The following is a 20,586-nucleotide window of genomic DNA, read 5'->3' as shown; positions in this document are numbered from 1 at the left end:
TATTTTTTGATATAATTATAACTTCATTTATCTTATAAAAAAGAAAAAAACAAAGGATAATTTTATGCAAATAACTTTACTTTCCTACACTAATATATCAGTATGCTCTCACGCCATAAGGACTTGTTGGCAAAGTTTTGAAAAAGGAGATGGCGGAGGAGATATAGATAAGGAGCTTATAGATAGGGTAGGAAACAAATTTAAACACGCTTCTACATTAGAACATTTAAATTACACATTTTATATACAAGGTATTTCAAGGGCTTGTTTGCAAGAATTAGCAAGGCATAGACACGCTAGTTTAAGTGTAAAAAGCACGAGATATACGCTAAAAGAATTAAGAAAAGAAGAAGAATTTAAAAATATAAATAAAAATTCACAAAAATACCTAGTCCTAACAGGTAACGAAACGGTAGATATGGCTTCTGTAAAAGCACTTGAAAATTTAAGAAAAATACTAAACGAGGGAATAAGTTTAGATATAGCTAAATACTGCTTACCCGAAAGCTATAAAACAGAGCTTACTTGGAGTATAAATGCGAGATCTTTGCAAAATTTTTTAAGTTTAAGAAGTTCTAAATCGGCTCTTTGGGAAATAAGAGACTTGGCAAAGGCTATATTTGAAGCTTTGCCAAGTGAGCATAAATTTATATTTGAAGGCTGTATAACTAGGGATTAAAGCAAGTTTTTTTCCTTTAATATAACATACATTTTTAAGGTAGATATAAAAAAAGTAAGTATAGCTGGTCCTAGTATAATCCCCCAAAAGCCAAAACTAGAAATTCCAGCGAGCATTGCTAAGAATATCAAAAGTTCATTTATCTTGGTAGGTTTTGTTACTAGCTTTTCATTTATCCATTTTATAATTAGAGGTTTTATAAAATTATCAGCTAAAAAAGAGATAACTACCATAGAATAAATAAGTATCCAAAGTGCGGCATAAATATCTTTTGAAGCAAATTCATAAATGCTTAAAGGAACATAAACCAAAGCTCCTCCAACGACAGGTATTAAAGATGAAAATGCAAAAAGTATAGCCCACAACAGTCCATCATAATCAAAAAATGAAACCATGAAAGAAAAAAGAACTCCTTGCAATATAGCTGCTAAAATCATAGAATAAAGCACAACAGCCATAACATTAGCCACCTCTGATAAAACCTCATCTAATTCTTTTTTATCTATAGGAATTATAGTTTTCAGATAAAGAACAAGTTCTGTTCCATATAGATTTGCAAAGAAATAAAAAACACATATTAAAGCTATATCAGTAACTACATTGGCAGCTGTTTTGGTAAAATTACTAAAGTACGCAAAAATATTTCTAGATATAGAATTTAAATCCAAACTAGCTATAAATTCTCTGATTTTAGGCTCTAAAAAATCCAAAGACTGTGGCAAATTTATGTGATAGTTTTTAATAAAATCAATAGTATTTGTGATGATAGTATAGTCAAAATTTTTAATGCTGATACCAAGTTTAAAAAGTGCATATAAAAATGGGACTATTAAAAACAAAGAAACAAGTGCAGTGGTGCAAGTAGCAGATAATATTTTCCTACCCTTAAATTTTTTTAAAAAATATACGTTTATATTGGAGGTTGCAACAGCCATAAGACAACCTATAGATATGACAAGCAAAAAATCCTTAAAAAGATATAAAATTAAACAGAGAACAACTAAAATAAAGCCTATAAAAAAAAATCTACCGTTTTGCATAAAGTCTCCTAAAAATCGAAATTTACACCCTCAAAACCATAAAAATCAGTATATGTTTTAAGAACTTTTTTAGCTTCCTCTTCCTTGCCTAAAGCTTTTTTAGCTTCCGCAAAAAGCAACCAAGATTCCTTTGAATTTTTATCTAAAGAATTAGCCTTTAAACTCCAAAATATAGATTTTTCATAATCTTTTTTATGCATATAAAATCTAGACAAAGATATAGCTATATCAACACTTTTTTTGTCATAGAATTTTTTCTTTAAATTTGTGCTATTTACGTTATAGCTTGTGATTTGAATTTTCTTTTCTTTTGAGGCATTTTTTACTTGTTTTTTTTCCTGTAAAATTTGCGTTTTTTGCTCTTTTATTCTAGCTTGTTCTAATCTTTTATTTAATTCCTTTTTCTCTTTTAATGCTAAATTTAAATTTTGTTTTTGTTCCTCATACTCATTAAAAAAAAGATACAAGCAAAAAGATACAAGCAAAAAGATGCAAGCAAAAAATGTTTTTTTTAAAAAAAGTTTTAAAATGTAAGATTTATATTTTTGCTCTAATTCTTGAATTTGAGTTGTATTCATATTTTACCTCAATAATCCATAATGTAAAGCACAAAGTTTTAATATAAATAAATCCTTTTTATTTTTACCCATTTTATTATAATAAAGCTTTATTTCATTAAATGTTTTTAAAATTTTATCTACAGTTCTTAAATTTAAAAGACTAATCTTTGCTAAAAATTTTAAACTTTTTTTACATAAATTGCTAGAATGCTTAATACTAACATAATAAAAAAGCTCATTTATATCGAGTTTGCAAATAGCAAATTCTTTACTTATCCTGCTTGAAAAATGCTCTTTTTCCAAAATTTTTTGCTTTTTATGCGTACTTAGTATAAGCTGTAAATTTTTAAGCTCACTTAATAGTCTAAGTCTTTCTAAAATTTCCTCATCATACATACCAAGTTCATCAAAGGCTAAAATAAAATTTTTTTTGGAATTTTTTATCATATCGTAAAGCTTATTAAAACTTAAACGACTACCAAAAAGCGTATTTGAAACAGTTTCGCTAAATTCTTTTTCATTAAAAAAAGGTTTTAAAAATAAAAAAAGCTCTATATCATTGCTTAAATGCTCTAGCAAAAAGCTTTTGCCGCTACCACTTTTACCGATCAATAATATAAGCTTATCCTTATCATCTATGCTTTTTTTAAGAGAATCTAGGATAAAAAGTTGGGATTTTAAATTTACAAAAGCACTCATATAGAAAAATCCAAATCTTTTAAGCTAGGGTTTTGTTTTGCATTAACTATCATAGGTCTTATTATAAAAACTATTTCTGTAGAATTTTTTACATTATTGCTACCGCTAAAAAGATAACCTAAAATTGGAATTTTAGAGAAGAAATTTACAGAACTTTCATCAAGGGAATCATTATGGCTTATCAAACCTCCTAAAATTAGAGTTTGATTATTTTCCATTTGCACTACAGTTGAAAGCTTTTTTTGCACGGTATCAGGAGCAATCACACGCGGTGCTTCTTGCCTTTGATTATCTTGAGCGTATTTAAAAGAGCTTAAAGATGGATTTATCCTAAGCATTACCTTACCATCATCAGAAATTTCTGGCAATATATTTAGTAAAATTCCAACAAAAATAGAATAATTATTATAACTTTCACTTACTGTTGTGCCACTTTCGGTGCTTTTTGAACTTTCTCTTACTTGATAGTTTATAGTATCGCCTACTGAAATGATAGCTTGCTGGTTATTTAGTGCTACTAGCTTTGGATTAGATAAAATAGTTGTTTTTCCGTTTTGTTTTAAAAAATTCATAATAGAATCTAAATTTGCAGAGGAATTAAAACCTAAATTCAAAACAAAGCCATTATTGTTTGTATAATTTAGTGAGCTAGGATTAGAATTTGACGCAAGAGAGTCAAAAGAGAGTGAAAAATTTTGCCAATTAATACCGCTTGAGCTGCTTTCATCTAGGCTAACTGCTATTATATTTACATCTATTATAACTTGTTTTTTAAGTCTGTCTTGCAAAGATGATATATACTCTTGCACTCTTTGAATTTGGTTTGCTGTGCCACTTACTGTAATCAAACCAGCATTTTGATTAATAATAGGTGCTTTTGCTTGTTCGTTTTCACTGCTAAGTATAGCAGCTATTTCCTTTTCCATAGTCTGCCAAAAATCAAATTTTTCCGAGCTTTTTATCATATTATCATCTGAATTAAGCTCTGTATTTGAATAATCACTTTGTATAGATTTAGAATCTACAGAAGCCTTTGTTATGCTTTGTCCTTCCCTAACAGAGCTTATATAATTTAACTTAAAGCTTTTCGTCTTTATGCCTGCTATTCTTAAAACTTTTCCATCAAAATCATAGTGCAAATTTTGTTCTCTTATGATAAGTCTGAAAAGCTCATCTAAGCTAATTTGTTGTGCGTTTATATTTTTTTGTAAAGAATTTAACTTTTCTTTAGCAAGCTCATCTTTTAATACTATACTAAAGGAACAAAGTTGGGAAAAATTTTCCAAAATTTCCCCTGTGCTTAACTCCTCAAGTAAAACTACATCAAATAGCTTGGCGCTACAATTTGCGTATAAATTAAAGCATAAAATGATAGAAAATGTGATACTAATTAATGATAATTTTATAAGATTTCCTTTCAGGCTTTAGCTGTAAAATTTCACCGTCTTTTTCTAAAAAAACAATACCATTTTTTATATCTATAATTCTTGCAGACACGCCTTCTATGTGTTCTCCGACAGAATACCAATTATCTTGTATTTTGGCTCTGTCGTTTAAAATAGCTTGTAGAAATAATTTTTCTTCTACTGCATAGTCAAAAAATGGGTTTTTAAGCTCTGTTATTTGAGCTTTTGTATTTAAAAATGTCCTAATATCCGCATTTAAAAAGGATATTAGGAGTATAAATAAACTAATCTTTTTTATGTCTTTGACCCTTTTCATCGCTAAAATCAGATATAGCAAGTCTTTTTAACTGCCTATATCTTCTTTGTGCATCGGCTTTATTTTTTTCAAATAGTTCAGAAGCGTGTTCTGGGTTGCTTTTCTTTAAAGAATTATATCTAACTTCATTAAGTAAAAACTGCTCATAAAGATCCCAATCAGGTTCTTTTCCAGCCAAAACCAAAGGATTTTTTCCTTCATCTTGAAGTCTAGGATCAAAGGTATATAAAGGCCAATATCCACATTTTGTAGCTAATTCGCCCTGTGAGCCAGAATATCCAAGACCGCCTTTTATACCATGTGCTATACAAGGAGAATAACAAATAATCAAGGAAGGACCATCATAAGCTTCAGCTGCTATTATAGCTTTTAAAAGATGATTATAATTAGCATTTGAATTTACTTGAGCTACAAAAACATAGCCGTAAGTCATTGCGATTTGTCCTAAATCTTTCTTTTGAACAGGCTTACCAGAAGCTGCAAACTGTGCAACAGAACCTGTTCTTGATGATTTTGAGCTTTGACCTCCGGTATTTGAATAAACTTCAGTATCTAAAACAAGGATATTCACATTTTCACCACTAGCCAAAACATGATCTAAACCGCCATAACCTATGTCATAAGCCCAACCATCTCCACCAAATATCCATTGAGATTTCTTGCTTAAAAAATGTTTTAATTCTAATATATCTTGTATAGCCTTATTTCCTTTTGCATTTGCCTCAAGTAATGGAACAAGTTGATTTCTAAGCTCTAAAGATGCTGTTGAATTCTCTTTGTTTGCTATCCATTCTTTAAACAAGGCTGATAAGGCATTAGGGACGGATTGCATATTTTCTTGCATTATTTTTTCTATACCGGCTCTTATATTTTGTGTGGCTATATGCATACCAAGACCGAATTCAGCGTTATCTTCAAATAAAGAATTCGCCCAAGCTGGTCCATGTCCGCTTGCAACACTTTTTCTATAAGGAGTAGAAGGTGCTGAACCGCCATATATAGAACTACAGCCTGTAGCATTTGCTATCATCATTCTTTCGCCAAATAACCTAGTTATAAGAGTTATATAAGGTGTTTCTCCGCAACCTGGACAAGCTCCGTGAAATTCAAATAAAGGCTGTGAAAACTGTGCACCTTTTAAAACTTCTTTTGATAAGATATTATCTTTATAGCTTATTTCTTTGAAAAGATAATCTGCATTTTCTTGCTCTCCAAATTCAATTTCTTCATCAAGAGGCACCATAACCAAAGATTTTTCCTTAGTAGGACATTCTTGGACACAAAGCTCACAACCAGTGCAATCAAGAGGCGATACTTGAATTTTAAATTTGAGCTTTTCTCCCTTTGTTCCTTTTGCTTCAAGAGAATGATCTTTTACTCCATTTGGAGCTTTATTAAATTCTTCATCATTGATTAAAAAAGGTCGTATAACAGCGTGAGGGCAAACAGAAGCACATTGATTACACTGTATACAGTTTGACTCTATCCAGCGAGGCACCATAACCCCTACGCCTCTTTTTTCAAATTCAGTAGTTCCGTGTTCAAAGCTTCCATCCTCGTAACCGAGAAAATCAGATACTTTTAATTCATCTCCTTTGGCAGCGTTCATAGGTTTTACTATATTTTCTACGAATTCTGTGCCTTTATATGTAGCAGAATCAATCTTTTCTTCATCTTTTAAATTTACCCAATCAGGTTCAATTTTCACTTTTACAAGACCGTCTCCCCCTACATCTATAGCTTTGTAATTCATTTCAACTATAGCATCACCTTTTTTGCTGTATGTTTTGTAGGCTAATTTTTTCATATATTCTTTTGCTTTTTCAAAGTCTATTATGCCTGTTAATTTAAAAAATGCTGATTGCATAATTGTATTAGTGCGATTACCAAGTCCTATATCTCTAGCTAATTTTGTAGCATTTATTATGTAGAAATTAATATTTTTTTGAGCTAGAATTTTCTTTACTTTATTTGGTATATGTTTTACGGTTTCTTCAGCACTCCAAATACTATTTAAAAGAAAAGTTCCATTTTCTCTAATACCTGCTAAAACATCATAGGTTTCAAGATAAGCAGAAACAGAACAAGCCACAAAATGCGGTGTTGAAACAAGATAAGTAGATCTTATAGGCTTTTTAGAAAATCTTAAGTGGGATCTAGTATAACCACCTGATTTTTTAGAGTCATAAGCAAAATAAGCTTGTGCGTAGAAATCTGTATTATCACCTATAATTTTTATAGAATTTTTATTTGCACCTACAGTTCCGTCGGCTCCAAGACCGTAAAATAAACACTCTGTAGTGCTTTCATTGCTAAGTGAAATTTTTTCATTTACTTGCAAAGAAGTGTGAGTTACATCATCTACTATGCCTATAGTAAAATTATTTTTAGGTTTATCTTGTTCTAAATTTTCAAATACAGTTATAATTTGAGAAGGATCTACATCTTTTGAAGAAAGGCCATATCTTCCACCGACTATTATAGGATTTTTCTCTCTTTCATAGAAAGCTGCTCTAACGTCTAAATATAAAGGCTCTCCTATACTGCCCGGTTCCTTTGTTCTGTCTAGAACTGCTATTTTTTCAACAGTATCAGGCATAACATCAAAGAAATATTTTAAACTAAATGGTCTATAAAGATGAACCTTTATAAGACCTACTTTTTCACCTTTTGAACTTAGAAAATCTATAACTTGTTCTATGGTTTGTGTAACTGAACCCATAGCTATGATGATCTTGGTAGCGTCTTTAGCTCCATAGTAAGTAAATGGTTTATATTCTCTACCTGTTATATTTGAAATTTCTTTCATATAATCATTAACTATGTCGGGTAAAGCATTGTAGTATTTATTTACTAATTCTCTAGTTTGAAAATATATATCATCATTTTGGGCTGTTCCCCTTGTTTTTGGTTTTTCTGGGTTTAAACAGTTTTCCTTAAACTGACGAACAGCGTCTCTATCTAAAAGTCTATCAAAATGAGCATAATCCATAAGCTCTATCTTTTGAATTTCGTGACTTGTTCTAAAACCGTCAAAAAAGTGCAAAAATGGAACCCTGCCTTTAATAGCTGATAAATGAGCTACACCAGCTAAATCCATAACTTCTTGCACACTGTGCGAACAAAGCAAAGCAAAACCTGTTTGTCTTGCGGCATAAATATCCTGATGATCTCCAAATATAGAAAGAGCCTGTGAAGCTAAAGAACGTGCAGCAACGTGTATAACACAAGGCAAAAGTTGTCCTGCTATTTTATACATATTTGGTATCTTTAAAAGCAGACCTTGAGAGGCTGTGTAGGTTGTGGTTAAAGCTCCAGCTTGCAAAGAACCGTGAACAGTCCCAGCAGCACCGGCTTCACTTTGCATTTCAACAACTCTTACTGTATTTCCAAATAGATTTTTTTTACCTTCAGCTGACCAAGCATCTGTATAATCAGCCATAGGAGAAGAAGGGGTTATAGGATAAATACCAGCAACTTCAGTAAAGGCGTAAGAAGCATAAGCGGCTGCTTCATTACCGTCCATAGTTTTCATAATCTTAGACATAAATAACCTTATAAATAAATTTTAAAGAGTGCCAAATTTAAGGCATTTAAAACCATAATAGGGCTTAATTTTAAATCCTATCTTTTTTTTGCTTAATTTTTTGTTAAAACTATAAAACTTTATTACTAACTGTTTCATTTTGTAAGTTGAATTTTGTTGTATATAAAATAGTGAGTTTTTTTACAATCTTTTCACACTTTCAAATCTATCTTACTCTTATCTACTTTAAATAACTTTTCTAATAATTCTAATACATCATTTCCTTTTTTTCTTTCATTCTCTAAGAAAGTTAAAAAGAAATTCTTAGCTATATCATCATAAGTAAAAGTTTGAGATTTACTTTCAGCTTGTATGGGGGTGAAGGAGTTTTTATTTTCTTTAGGAGTCGGGTTATTGTTATTTGGATTGTTTGTCGAGTGTGTATGGTTTTGCTCCAAAGTATTTTCTTTTAACCAAATTTCAGTTGCTTTTTTAAACTCATCTATATTTGTGTGTTTTTTTAATAAATCATAAAATTCCAGACTCTTTTTTAACAAATCGTCTATACTATCCCCACCACCTTTTAATATAAAGCCAGAGTTTTCTTTAAAAACAAAGTTATTTAAATTTTCTATATCATCTAAGTTCATATTTTTATCATAGCCATTAAGTTTTCCTAATATGCTAACTTCTCCTTCTATCAAGAAAGATTTATCTTCAAGAAAAGCCATAAAAACTTCAGCTTTTGAAACGATATTGTTCTTGTAGTTTAAATTTGTTTCAGGCGATGAAAACAGCAAGGACGTGTAAGTAGGATTTTGATAAATTTTAAGATTAGTTTCAAGATTCAATGCTTCATCATACTCATTTTGATTATAATGCAATTTGTTTATATTAAAAGTAGTTTTGTCGTAAGTAAAAGCCAAAGGAAGATTAGCAATATCGTTTTTTGTAAAATAATTAACATTTTTATCATCTACTAAAGCAGAAAAAACCTTATAAGCATTTTGCATACTCTTTGCTATGTCTATACTTAGAAACAGCCCGCTCTGCTCGTAAGTTTTTATTATACTTTCAACAGATTTATACTCTATCCTATAATCCTTAGGAAGTCCTGCCGCTTCATTAAAATCACTTGTAAAAAAGCCTTCACTATCTACACCATATCCTAGAATTTCACTTACAGCTTGGCTTTTGGGTTTTACTAGATTTTGGTTTAGATTTGTGTTTAAAGATGAAGTTTGATTTTTAATATTTTCTAAATTTAGGCTGTATAAATTTAAATTATTAGATACAAAAGAAAGCATACCTAGCCTTTAAAATTTACTTGTGTTTAAATCGTCAAATTTGAAAATAGCTTTATAAAATTTAGTGTTTAAATTTACATCTTGTGTAAAAAAAGTAATTTAAATTTCAAACTCTTAAATTTACTTTTTACTTCTATACATTAAGCCTTTAAATCAACTTTATTCTTATCTACCTTAAATAAATTCTGTAATAATTCTAATACATCAGTCCCCTTTTTTCTTTCATTCTCTAAGAAAGTTAAAAAGAAATTCTTAGCTATATCATCATAAGTAAAAGTTTCACTTTTACTTTCAGCTTGTATGGGGGTGAAGGTTTTTTTCTCATCATTTAAATCTATGTTAGAATGTAAATTTTTATCATCTTGTACAAGCTCTTCATTTTCTTGTTTTAAAGCTTTAAACTCACTATCTTTTTGCTCTTTAAATTCAAGCCATTTTTCTTTAAATTCGTTTATAGAAAAAGAGTTTCTCAAAATTCTTTCAATTTCTACACTTATATCCTCATTTAAAGAATTTTCAAAAAACATATCCTTTATATAATTTTCTTGAACCCAGCTATAAAGTTTCAATTCATCTTTATAACTAAGCTCTCCTTTTAGAGATTGATCTCTTAAAGATCCCTCATATATAGGTATATCTTTTCTAGCTTCATACATCATTTTAGCTAGTATAGGCATAGATCTATTAAACATATCTATGGTTTCGCCTTTTATTACAGTGCCATCAGGTCTTATATAATCCTGTGCCTTTGGAATCTCTCTTTCCAAAAGCTTTTTTATGGGCGTATAGTCCTCGTAATAGTATTTATTTGAGATTAGCATAAAATTTACCTTTTACAAAAAACTATACATCTAGGTGTTTAACATCTTTTGCGTGTCTTTGTATGTATTCGCGTCTTGGTTCTACATCATCACCCATAAATAGATTAAAAGTATCATTTGCACTAATTGCATCTTCTATCGTGATTTTAAGTAATCTTCTGTTACTTGGATCCATAGTAGTTTCCCAAAGTTGTTCTGGATTCATTTCACCAAGTCCTTTATATCTTTGTATATAAGCACCTTTTCTGGCATTTTTCTCCACTTCCTCTAGTATATCTAATATATCTCTTTTAAAATCTAAATCTCTTTCTTTTATCTTTTTATAAAGATGGATTCCTTCCTGAAATAAAGGATTTGAGAACAAATAATCATTTATGATAAGCTCTTCAAGTCCATTTTCAGTTTGAACAAAAATTCTTAATTCCTCATCACTTAAATATGAATTTAAGACATTATTGCCTTGTTTTTCTAAGAAATTTTTTATAATGTTAAAAAGTTCTTCATTTGTTTTCTTTAATAGTTCTTCATTTTCTATTAAATATCTTACAACAGATATTACAGAAAACCTTTTTTCAAGGTCTTTTAATATAGATCTATAAAGAGCAACTAATTTTAAGAAATCTTTTAAATCATTAAGACCTATACCTTCATAATTAGAATTTTCTATGCCTGTTTCTATTAAATAGTCATTTAAAGCTCTTTCATCTTTTAAGTAAATTTCTCTTTTTTTACCTTTTTGATAACGATACAAAGGCGGTTGTGCTAAATAAATATGCCCATTTAAAACTAGATCTTTCATAAAACGGAAGAAAAAAGTTAAAAGCAAAGTTTGTATGTGAGAACCATCTACATCAGCATCTGTCATTATTATGATTTTATGATATCTTAGCTTTTCTATATCAAAATCTTCACTTATTCCACAGCCAAATGCTGTTATCATATTTTGAATTTGTTCTGATTTTAAAATTTTATCAAGTCTTGCTTTTTCAACATTTAATATTTTTCCACGTAAAGGTAAGATTGCTTGGAAACTTCTTTGCCTACCTTGCTTTGCTGAACCACCCGCAGAATCACCTTCTACAAGATAAATTTCACTCTCGCTTGGATTTTTACTTTGACAATCAGCTAATTTTCCTGGTAAAGTCCCAACTGTTAAACTATCTTTTTTTCTTGTAAGCTCTCTTGCTCTTTTAGCTGCTTCTCTACCTTTTGCCGCCATTAAAGCTTTATTCATTATAGCTTTTGCTTCGTTCGGATTTTCTTCAAAATATTTACTTAAATATTCAAAACTTACCTTTGAAACTATAGGTCTAACATAAGAAGAACCGAGCTTACCTTTAGTTTGACCCTCAAACTGTGGTTCTGGCACCTTTACGCTAATAACAGCTATCAAGCCTTCTCTTATATCATCTCCAACTATTTTGCTATCTTTTTCTCTTGAATTTGCATTTGCTTCTATATAGTTTGTTATAACTCTTGTTAAAGCTATTCTAAAACCTGCTTCGTGAGTTCCTCCATCTGGAGTTCTTATATTATTAACAAAGGATAGTAAATTTTCACTATAAGATTCATTATAAAGAAGTGCAATTTCAACTTCTACATCATCTTCATGTTTATTAAAAGATATAACCTTTGTTAAGGCTTGTTTTTTATTCATATCTTCTACAAACTGTGAAATTCCTCCATCAAAATGAAAAAGCTCTTCTTTTTGAGTCCTATCATCTTTAAATTTTATACTTATTTTTGGATTAAGATAAGCAAGCTCTTTAAATCTTTTAGCTAAAATTTCATAGTCAAAATTTGTTACTTCAAATATAGTATCATCAGGCCAAAATTCTATTATAGTTCCTGTTTCATTTGTCTTGCCTATTATTTCAAGCTCACTTGTTGGTTTGCCTTTTTCGAATTCTTGTCTGTATATGTTACCTTCTCTTTTAACTGTAGCTATTAATTTCTTTGAAAGAGCATTCACTACAGAAACCCCAACTCCGTGCAAACCTCCAGATACTTTGTAAGTATCCTTGTCAAATTTACCTCCAGCGTGAAGAACTGTTAAAACAACTGTTAAGGTTGGAATTCCTTCACTTGGATGGATTCCAACAGGAATACCTCTTCCATTATCTGTAACTATACAGCTTCCTTCTTCTGTTAGTTCTATTTTTATATCATCACAGTGTCCAGCCATTGATTCATCTATTGAATTATCGACCACTTCGTATATCATATGATGAAGACCATTTATGTTTGTATCTCCTATATACATACCAGGTCTTTTTCTGACGGCTTCTAGACCTTTTAAGACTTTTATATTACTTTCGCCATAGTTTTTGTTTTCTTGCATTTATATTCCTTATAAAATAACTGGCATTACTATTGTTTTTAATTCTTGTGATGAAAGTATAAAGGCTAAGTTAGGCTCATTTATTTTTAGTTCAAATTCTTCTGTTTCTATTGAATTTAAGAAATCCATAAAAAACTCAACCTGTATATTTAGTGAAAAATCTTCTTTTATGTCTATTTCTCTTTGTATTTCTGTTTTGGCTTCAGCTGAATTATTATCCCCACTTCCTTCAAAACTTATTTTATTTTTAGAGAAATTCACCTTTATCTTTTTAGCAACAACATTCATTATTTTTAAACTATTTATAAATTCTTCTGTATTTAGCACCAAATTTGTGTTTAAACTCTTTGGTATAGCCTTTTCATAGTCAGGAAATTTATCATTTATTAGCTTTGTATAGAATTCGAAATTCTCATTTTTAGCTATGAGTATATTTTCATCATAAAAAATTTCTATTTTTTCATAGAATAGTTTTTGCATTTCTGATATTGCTTTTTTTGGTATGCTTATAGCTAATTCTTTATCATTTGTTTTTTCTAAAGTGTATATAGCAAGCCTTTTGGTATCTGAACCTACGAAATTTATTTTGTCATTTTTTATATCTATTAACGCACCATTTAGTGAATATTTTGGGTTTTGATTATCTATAGCTGGAAATATTTTTTTAAGACTTCTACTTAAATCATTTGAATCTATGTCAAGTTTATTTTTATCATTTGTGTTTGGAAATTTTGGGAAATCCTCGTGATCAAACATAGAAAGTTTATATTTTGTATTTTTTTGTCTTATAAATAAAGAACTATCTATAGTTTCTAATATCAAATCTTCATTGTTTAGATTTTTTATCATATCTATCATATTTTTAGCATTTACTGTTGCAAAACCTTGTCTTTCTATGTTTATTTTTTTAATCTTGTATGTTAAGCCTATTTCATAATCTGTTGCCTTTATTATTAGTTTATCCTCACTTGCTTCAAATAGAAAATGAGAATTTATAGCTGTTATGTCTTTTTTTTCTACATAAGCATTGCATAGCATTATCGCTGATTCTAAAGTATTTTTATTTATACTTAATTTCATTTTTTCTCCCTTATATTTATTTTTAAATTTAGTAGTATTAGTAAGTGCTAGTGAAAATGTGAAAATATATCAAAAGCACCTAATACAACGCAAAAATTATGTGAAATTTATTTTATAATTTTTCACATAATTTCACAAGTCATTCCTGTTTTTTTATCAAAATTTTATTCTTTAACTCATCTATTCTAGCCTTAAGATTGTTATCATTTATTATATCTTCTTTTATTTTTTTTATATTATGTGAAATTGAAGTGTGATCTTTCATTTGAAAAATTTTAGCAAGTTGTGGAGTTGATATAGCTGTTAATTCTCTTGCTAGATATATTATTATCCTTTTTATCATAACTATGTTTTTTGTTTTTTTGTTTGATTTTACATCATTTGTTTTTACGTTAAATTCTTTGCAAACTGTATTAAATATATCATCTATTGATATATTATCTTTACTTTCTTTTATGTGATCCTTCATCATCATTTTAGCTATATCTAAATTTACATCAAGCCCCATAAGTTTTGAATACGCGTTGATATTTGTTATCATACCTTCTATTTCTCTTATATTATCTCCCATTGAGGTAGCTATATAAGATATAATCTCTTCTTCAAGCTTTATATCATTCATTTCACATTTTTTACTTATAATTGCTTTTTTTGTATCAAGTTCAGGAGGGGTAATATCTGCTATTATACCGTTTGCAAATCTTGATTTTAAACGCTCTGTTATTCCTTTTAACATATTTGGAGGATTATCGCTTGTTATTATTATTTGAGCGTCTTTGCTTTTTATTTCGTTAAATACAGAGAAAAATTCATCTTGTATGCTATCAGTTTTCCCTAGAAATTGCACATCATCTATTAGTAAGAGGTCACAATTTGTATATTTTTCTCTAAATTTATCCATTATTTTATTTTGTAAATGGTATGAAAAATCGTTAGCAAATTTAGAACTAACCACATTTATAACCCTTTTTCCAAATTTTATACAAGCATTTCCAACGGCTTGTATAAGATGAGTTTTTCCAAGTCCTGTAGGACCATATATAAAAATAGGGTTGTATAATTTACCTAAATTTTTTTTATCACTTACCGCTTTGCATACATTATAGGCATATTCGTTTGATGAACCAACTATAAAACTTTCAAAAGTATATTCTGGAATCAATACATCACCTTGAACCTGCATTAGCGGATTTTGAAAATACGCTACTTTAGCTGATTTTTTGTTTTGATTTTGACTTTGTATGCTTATCTTTGCTTTATTTCCACTTTTAACTTCATAATAATAAGAAATTTTGTCAGCATATCTAGTTTGTATAAATTTAGCAATTATATCATTTGGTGCGTTAAATACTATATAATCAGGCTTAGTAAGCTTTTCATTTAATCTTAAAACACTTATAAAATTATCAAATTCTTTTGCAGAAATTTCCTCTTTAAAAGCATTTAAGATTTCTCTTGTATCCATTTATTATAACCCTTGATTTGTAAAATTTAAATTCTATCTTAAAATTTATAAAAATTGGTTAAAATATCTCAAATTTTAAGCAAAAAAAGGAAAATTGTTTTTGAGAATTTTAGGCATAGATCCTGGGTCTAGATTTTGTGGATACTGTGTTTTGGAATCTAATAATGGCAAAAATTCACTCATAGAAGCTGGTTTGATAAAAATAAAACCAAGTTCTTTACAATATCAAATTACGGAGCTTTGTGAGGGGCTTGATCTTATTTTTAAGACTTATAAATTTGATGAGGTAGCTATAGAGGATATATTTTTTGCGTATAATCCAAAAACAGTTTTGAAATTAGCACAATTTAGAGGTGCTTTAAGCCTTAAAATTTTACAAATTCACGGTGAATTTAGCGAATACACTCCTTTACAAATCAAAAAAACAGTTACAGGCAAAGCAAAAGCTAGTAAAGAACAAGTAGCTTTTATGGTAAAAAAGCTTTTAGGAATAAGCAAGGACATAAAGCCCCTTGATATAACAGATGCCATAGCTGTTGCACTCACGCACTGTGCAAATTTAAGATTTAAAAAAGACAAGGTTTGATAATTATTCTTATAAAGCAGATTAATGAAAATACTTGATTTTTTTTATGAAGAAGAGCTTGATTTTAAAAATGCTATTGAGAGAAAACAAGAAATAAATTCTAAAAATCTTATAATAAAAGGTGCTAGGCATAGTGGTAAGAGGAGTTTGCTGCTTTCTTATCTTAAAAATTTTGATAAAAAGGAAATTTTATTTTTAAATTTTAAGGACTTGAGATTCAAAGAAGATTCCTTGTTGTTCTTAGATGATTTTTTAAAAAATAAAATCATAAAAATTATAATTTTTTACGGTGTGAATGAGAATTTCACATTCAATTTTTCAAATCTTATAGATAGCTATCAAATAATAATATGCACGGAATTTGCATCTGTGAAAATTGATTTTTTTGAAGAAATTTGGCTTGATTTTTTGGATTTTGAGGAATTTTTAAGTCTTAGCAAAAAAAATCCACAGCTAGGCACTTATTTTCAAATAGGTCGTTGTTTAAAGAACGAGCAGAATGGTTTTTTAAATGATTATTTAAGCAATTCTTTTTCAAATTTAGAGCTTGAAATTTTAAAATATGTTGCTTTAAATTTGGGGCTTGAGTTTAGCATAAATGAGCTTTATACAAGACTTAAAAAAAATATGAAGCTTTCTAAAGATGGCATTTACAAAGCAGTATCTGAGCTTGAAAATAGATATATTTTACATTTTGTAAAACATAGTGATAAGGCTTTAAAAAAAGTGTATTTTAGTGATTTTGCATTTAAAAATGCACTATGCTTACAAAAAGATTTTAAAAAACTTTTTGCTAATGCTATTTTGTGTGAGCTTTTTAAATTCAAAGAAGAAATTTTTTATAATAAGCATTTTGATTTTGTATTAAAAGATAAGAAAATAGCTTTTATAGCAGCTGATTTTTTTGATGTAGATTTGCTCGTTTTAAAAGCCAAAAAGCTTGTATATAAAGCTTTGGAGCTTGGAATTTTTCATATAATTTTTATAAGCTTATCTAACGAAACAATTTTTTACGAAGAAGGGGTTAAGGTAGAGGTTTTACCCTTTGAAAATTGGGCTTTAAGCTTATAAATAAAGTTCTAAAATGCTTATAAAGCTATCATTTTCATTAAAACTTTGAGGAAAAAGATACTTGCCTTTAAAAAGGCTAAAATCTACATCTGTATATTTTAATTCTATATCAAAATAAGCTTTTATGCTTTCTTCTAAAAATGTTGTGCAATAAAATTTGTCTTTATCAGAGCTTAAAACAAAAGCTCTACCTAAATGCTTTCTAGCTTCTTTTAGTATATTTAGTCTAGTTTTTTCATCTGCTTTTAAACGTAGAATTTTGATATTTTTAGATTCTTTTAAAAAGTCTCTCATATCTTGTATAGTTGCTTTGTTTTGACTTTCCTTGTCATTTGTCGTGGCGTGCAGGATTGTTAATGGCTCTGTTGAGTTTATAATTCCTATATGAGAAAATTTAGAATCAGACATAAAAGATATTATGCTGCTATCAAGCTCTAAACCTTGTCTAAGTATTAAATCACCTTCTTTTACATCGTTTTCAAGTTTAATGTAGATATTTTCTATATCTTTTTTAAAAAAATCAATATAAATTTTATAAAACAGTAAGCCAAGCAAAACTAAGCTTACTGTTGAAAATAAGAATTTTATCTTAGTATTAACTTCCACTCCCCGTCCCTAAGTGTAAAAGAAAAATTAGAGCTATCATTTGAATCATCTTTATATATGTTTAATACCTTTACTGTTTTTCTATTTTGACCACTTTCTTTTACTTCAACTATCTTGCTTTCTTTTAAGCCACCTTTTTTCTCTATTTTTGCTTGTTCTTTAGCTATGCCCTCTTTTAATTTGGCAGAAATAAGCTCTTTTGTCTCATCATCTTGTTGTTTTTCAGGCAAATCCAAGTATTTTACTATCTTAGAAGCATCATCGCTATTTCCGCTTTGCATTATCTTATTTACCTCAAGAGCTATATCCTCAGGCTCACTAGCAGAACCACAAGCTACAAAAAAAGTAGCCAAACAAACATAAAGTGCGAACGCAAATTTTTTCATTTTTTTTCCTTTCTAATTTAAAATTTTATTGATACTTTCTAATTTTAACCACGCTATAAATTCGCATATTAAAGCTAAAAATAAAAACACAAAAGATACAGCACTGATAAAAGGTATCATTTCAAAAACTATACCTATTGCAAGCAGTATAAAGGATATGAAAAACAAACTAACAGAGCTTAGTTTTGCTAATTCTTTATACAGTAAATATGCAAAAATCAAGGAAATAACAAGAAAAATATAGCCTAAAATTAAAATAAAAATTCCAATACCAAAACCGATTGCAAACATCGTTTTATAAGACAATATAAGCACACCAAATAAAACACTTACAATGTAAATCAATAAATTTCTTACAATTGTTTTAGAGCCCGATGCTTTAGCTATAGTTCTAACAGCCAAAAATAAAAAGATAAAAGCTATTATTTTGAGAACAAATTCAAAAATAGCTCCAGTAAATGGTATAAAATCAGCAAAATAAGCTAATACCGCAAGCACCATATAAATAATGCCTTTTTTTCTAGCAGAATGCACCATTTCATCTTGCAGATAATTAACGGACATAAAAGCTCCTTTTAAAAAATTTCCTAATTATAATAAAAAAAAAAAAAAACGAATTTTTAAAGTAAGCTTAAAAAAATTATTTATTATATGAATTAGTCAAGAGTGCTAAGATTGTTTTTGTTTATAACTGTGGTTAAAATTTTTACATATTTTCCCTTGATTTCCGAATAGTTTTCAAGAGTTTTCACGGCTTCTAAGCCACTTAATTTTTTTCCTTCTTTCATAAATTTAGCCCTTAAAGTTCTAAAATCCTCATAAGCGTGGTTTCTGTTTAAATTTAAAAGATAAGAATCAACACTTTCTTGTAAGCTGTCAAAGATTCTTATCTTGTGTGTTTTGCCCTTGCTTCTTTTTTTTGGTATGATGCCTTTTTCTCCCCAGGTCCATTCTCCAAAAAGATTATTACCTTCTTTGGTAAAACGACTCGTTCCAGTAGCACTTTCAACGAGTGCTTGTGCTATGCCCATTGATTTTGGCACTGTAGCAATTCTTTTTTTATAATCTTTATAATCAAATAAATTTTTTATTCTATATTTTTCTTTTAATTCTATGAGTTTGTTAAGTTCGTTTTTTTGGATTTCTCTAAAACCTGTTTTTGAATTTTTTTCAAAAAAATTATCCACAAAATTTCTTTCTTTTTGTATATTTTCAAAAGACTTATCAAGTAGTTTATCTATGGTGCTTATAAATATTTTTCTTTTTTCTTCTATATCTAGCTTATAGTATTCATCTGGAAAACCTCCATTTATAGCAAAAGAAAAAAGAGGTATAAAAAAACTAAGAAATATTATAATCAGCCTCAAAACAAAACCTCACCATACCTTTAAAATATATATTTTTTTCATCATCAAGTCTTAAGCTAAGTTTTTCACCGCTTTTTGGACTAACTGTTATTTCATCATCTACTAAATTTTTAAGTCTAGCTAGATAAAAACTAGCAGCCATTCCAGTGCCACAAGCTAAAGTTTCGTTTTCAACCCCTCTTTCAAAAGTTCTTACCTGCATAAAGCTTTTATTAATTATCTTAGCAAAATTTACATTTGCATTATATTTATCTCTAACTTTTTTACAAAGCTTTAAATCAAAGCTAGATAAATCCTCGCAAAAATGCACCAAATGAGGCACTCCCGTATCGACACCTTGCCAAATTTTACCCTCGAAGCTAAAATCCTCTTTTATATCTTTTGCCTTGCTAAGTAAAATTTCAACTTCATTATTATCAAATACCTTAGCTTTTATTTCACCTGCACCGCTCATAAAGCTTAAATTTTTATTTTTATTTAAAATTTGCACTGCAAACATAGCAGCAGCTCTCGCACCATTGCCACACATTGAAGCTTTTGAACCGTCGCAGTTATAAAAATCCCATTCAAAATCATAATCTTTGTTATCAAGTATCACTATCATACCATCAGCACCAATGCCGCTATATCTATCACAAATTTTTTTTGCAAATTCTTTTCTATCTTCTTTTTTTTTGGAATAAAAAATAACAAAATCATTCCCAGAGCTACAATATTTATAGACTTTCATTTTCTAACTCCTTAAAAAACAAATCACAAGCTTCTTTAAAATTTTTAAGATCGCTTGAATTATCTATAACAAAATCAGCTTTTTCTCTTTTCTTTTCTATATCCATTTGTAAGGATATCCTTTTTATGGCTTCATCTTTGTTTATTTTATCTCTTTTCATTAAACGGTTTAAAATAACTTCTTTGGGTGCATATATAAGCAAAGAATATCCTAAATTTTGGTATCTTTGACTTTCAAAGAAAAGTGGGAGTTCTATGAAAACTGTATCTTTTTCATTTTCTTTTATGAATTTTAAAATTTCATCTTTTATTTTTGGGTGCAAAAAATTTTCTAGTTTTTTAAGTTTATTTTTATTGTTAAAAACTATTTTTCCTAAAATTTTTCTGTCTATTTGCCCATTTTTTATAAGCTCATCTTTGCTTAATTCTTTTTTAAAAAGTTCATAAATTTCATCTTTTTTTTCATTTAAAAGCTTGTGTGCTATCTCATCTGCACTAGCAGTTTTGTAGCCTTTGTCTTTGGCTATTTGCATAAAAGATGATTTGCCACAAGCTATAGAGGCGGTTACGAAAAATACTTTTTGCATTTACTAAGCTTTAA

At 28.8% G+C, this 20,586-nt stretch carries 20 protein-coding genes; 3 read left to right on the top strand and 17 right to left on the bottom strand.

Annotation, left to right across the window (positions count from 1 at the left end; genetic code table 11):
* Positions 1-64 precede the first annotated feature (64 nt).
* Complete coding sequence (thyX, locus tag Q0J35_RS04235) at positions 65-679, top strand: FAD-dependent thymidylate synthase (RefSeq protein WP_297193427.1); 615 nt, start codon at positions 65-67, stop codon at positions 677-679.
* On the opposite strand, the gene Q0J35_RS04230 is transcribed toward thyX, so the two are convergent.
* From Q0J35_RS04230 to dnaA, 11 genes are all read right to left on the bottom strand, one after another.
* Complete coding sequence (locus Q0J35_RS04230) at positions 676-1,719, bottom strand: AI-2E family transporter (RefSeq protein WP_297193425.1); 1,044 nt, start codon at positions 1,717-1,719, stop codon at positions 676-678. The two genes, thyX and Q0J35_RS04230, sit on opposite strands and share 4 nt — an antisense overlap.
* An 8-nt stretch (positions 1,720-1,727) precedes the next feature.
* A complete protein-coding gene (locus Q0J35_RS04225; protein ID WP_297193423.1) occupies positions 1,728-2,297 on the bottom strand; it encodes a transformation system protein in 570 nt (189 codons plus the stop codon).
* A 3-nt stretch (positions 2,298-2,300) separates the two neighbouring features.
* Positions 2,301-2,978, bottom strand: coding sequence for a hypothetical protein (locus Q0J35_RS04220; RefSeq protein WP_297193421.1), 678 nt, complete (start codon positions 2,976-2,978; stop codon positions 2,301-2,303).
* Positions 2,975-4,369, bottom strand: a complete 1,395-nt coding sequence (gene mshL, locus Q0J35_RS04215; RefSeq protein WP_297193573.1) for a pilus (MSHA type) biogenesis protein MshL — start codon at positions 4,367-4,369, stop codon at positions 2,975-2,977. Before mshL ends, Q0J35_RS04220 begins: the two co-directional genes overlap by 4 nt.
* Positions 4,365-4,700, bottom strand: a complete 336-nt coding sequence (locus Q0J35_RS04210; RefSeq protein ID WP_297193419.1) for a hypothetical protein — start codon at positions 4,698-4,700, stop codon at positions 4,365-4,367. The genes mshL and Q0J35_RS04210 overlap by 5 nt, the downstream gene beginning before the upstream one ends.
* Positions 4,669-8,247, bottom strand: a complete 3,579-nt coding sequence (nifJ, locus tag Q0J35_RS04205) for a pyruvate:ferredoxin (flavodoxin) oxidoreductase (RefSeq protein WP_297193417.1) — start codon at positions 8,245-8,247, stop codon at positions 4,669-4,671. Before nifJ ends, Q0J35_RS04210 begins: the two co-directional genes overlap by 32 nt.
* 191 nt (positions 8,248-8,438) lie before the next feature.
* Positions 8,439-9,533 (bottom strand): Cj0814 family flagellar-dependent secreted protein, encoded by a 1,095-nt coding sequence (locus Q0J35_RS04200; protein ID WP_297193415.1) that lies wholly within the window; start codon positions 9,531-9,533, stop codon positions 8,439-8,441.
* Between the two features lie 140 nt (positions 9,534-9,673).
* Positions 9,674-10,354, bottom strand: coding sequence for a hypothetical protein (locus Q0J35_RS04195; RefSeq protein ID WP_297193413.1), 681 nt, complete (start codon positions 10,352-10,354; stop codon positions 9,674-9,676).
* A 22-nt stretch (positions 10,355-10,376) separates the two neighbouring features.
* A complete protein-coding gene (gene gyrB / locus Q0J35_RS04190; RefSeq protein ID WP_297193411.1) occupies positions 10,377-12,695 on the bottom strand; it encodes a DNA topoisomerase (ATP-hydrolyzing) subunit B in 2,319 nt (772 codons plus the stop codon).
* A gap of 9 nt (positions 12,696-12,704) precedes the next feature.
* Positions 12,705-13,775 (bottom strand): DNA polymerase III subunit beta, encoded by a 1,071-nt coding sequence (gene dnaN / locus Q0J35_RS04185; protein ID WP_297193409.1) that lies wholly within the window; start codon positions 13,773-13,775, stop codon positions 12,705-12,707.
* Positions 13,776-13,914: 139 nt separating this feature from the next.
* A complete protein-coding gene (dnaA, locus tag Q0J35_RS04180; RefSeq protein WP_297193406.1) occupies positions 13,915-15,240 on the bottom strand; it encodes a chromosomal replication initiator protein DnaA in 1,326 nt (441 codons plus the stop codon).
* Between the two features lie 94 nt (positions 15,241-15,334).
* On the opposite strand from dnaA, the gene ruvC reads away from it, so the two are divergent.
* Both ruvC and Q0J35_RS04170 read left to right on the top strand, forming a co-directional pair.
* Positions 15,335-15,826, top strand: coding sequence for a crossover junction endodeoxyribonuclease RuvC (ruvC, locus tag Q0J35_RS04175; RefSeq protein ID WP_297193405.1), 492 nt, complete (start codon positions 15,335-15,337; stop codon positions 15,824-15,826).
* Between the two features lie 24 nt (positions 15,827-15,850).
* Entirely contained in the window at positions 15,851-16,897 is a 1,047-nt protein-coding gene (locus tag Q0J35_RS04170) for an ATP-binding protein (protein ID WP_297193403.1), read from the top strand.
* Here the strand turns inward: Q0J35_RS04170 and Q0J35_RS04165 are convergent.
* The 6 genes from Q0J35_RS04165 to coaE form a co-directional block, all read right to left on the bottom strand.
* Positions 16,892-17,503, bottom strand: coding sequence for a YiiX/YebB-like N1pC/P60 family cysteine hydrolase (locus Q0J35_RS04165; RefSeq protein WP_297193401.1), 612 nt, complete (start codon positions 17,501-17,503; stop codon positions 16,892-16,894). The two genes, Q0J35_RS04170 and Q0J35_RS04165, sit on opposite strands and share 6 nt — an antisense overlap.
* Positions 17,482-17,889: a DUF4878 domain-containing protein gene (locus Q0J35_RS04160; protein WP_297193399.1), complete on the bottom strand. Its 408-nt coding sequence runs from the start codon at positions 17,887-17,889 to the stop codon at positions 17,482-17,484. The genes Q0J35_RS04165 and Q0J35_RS04160 overlap by 22 nt, the downstream gene beginning before the upstream one ends.
* Before the next feature lie 12 nt (positions 17,890-17,901).
* A complete protein-coding gene (locus tag Q0J35_RS04155; protein ID WP_297193397.1) occupies positions 17,902-18,453 on the bottom strand; it encodes a hypothetical protein in 552 nt (183 codons plus the stop codon).
* 92 nt (positions 18,454-18,545) lie between these two features.
* Complete coding sequence (locus Q0J35_RS04150; protein ID WP_297193395.1) at positions 18,546-19,256, bottom strand: glucosaminidase domain-containing protein; 711 nt, start codon at positions 19,254-19,256, stop codon at positions 18,546-18,548.
* Positions 19,231-19,986: a diaminopimelate epimerase gene (dapF, locus tag Q0J35_RS04145; protein WP_297193393.1), complete on the bottom strand. Its 756-nt coding sequence runs from the start codon at positions 19,984-19,986 to the stop codon at positions 19,231-19,233. Before dapF ends, Q0J35_RS04150 begins: the two co-directional genes overlap by 26 nt.
* Positions 19,973-20,572 carry a dephospho-CoA kinase gene (gene coaE / locus Q0J35_RS04140; RefSeq protein ID WP_297193391.1) on the bottom strand — a complete coding sequence of 200 codons (600 nt, stop codon included), beginning with the start codon at positions 20,570-20,572 and terminating at the stop codon, positions 19,973-19,975. Before coaE ends, dapF begins: the two co-directional genes overlap by 14 nt.
* Positions 20,573-20,586: the final 14 nt, after the last annotated feature.

Origin of the sequence: uncultured Campylobacter sp., from assembly GCF_944323605.1 — a bacterium.
Taxonomy (GTDB): domain Bacteria; phylum Campylobacterota; class Campylobacteria; order Campylobacterales; family Campylobacteraceae; genus Campylobacter_D.
Note: the sequence above shows the minus strand (reverse complement) of the source record. Positions and strands in the feature narration are given on the sequence as shown.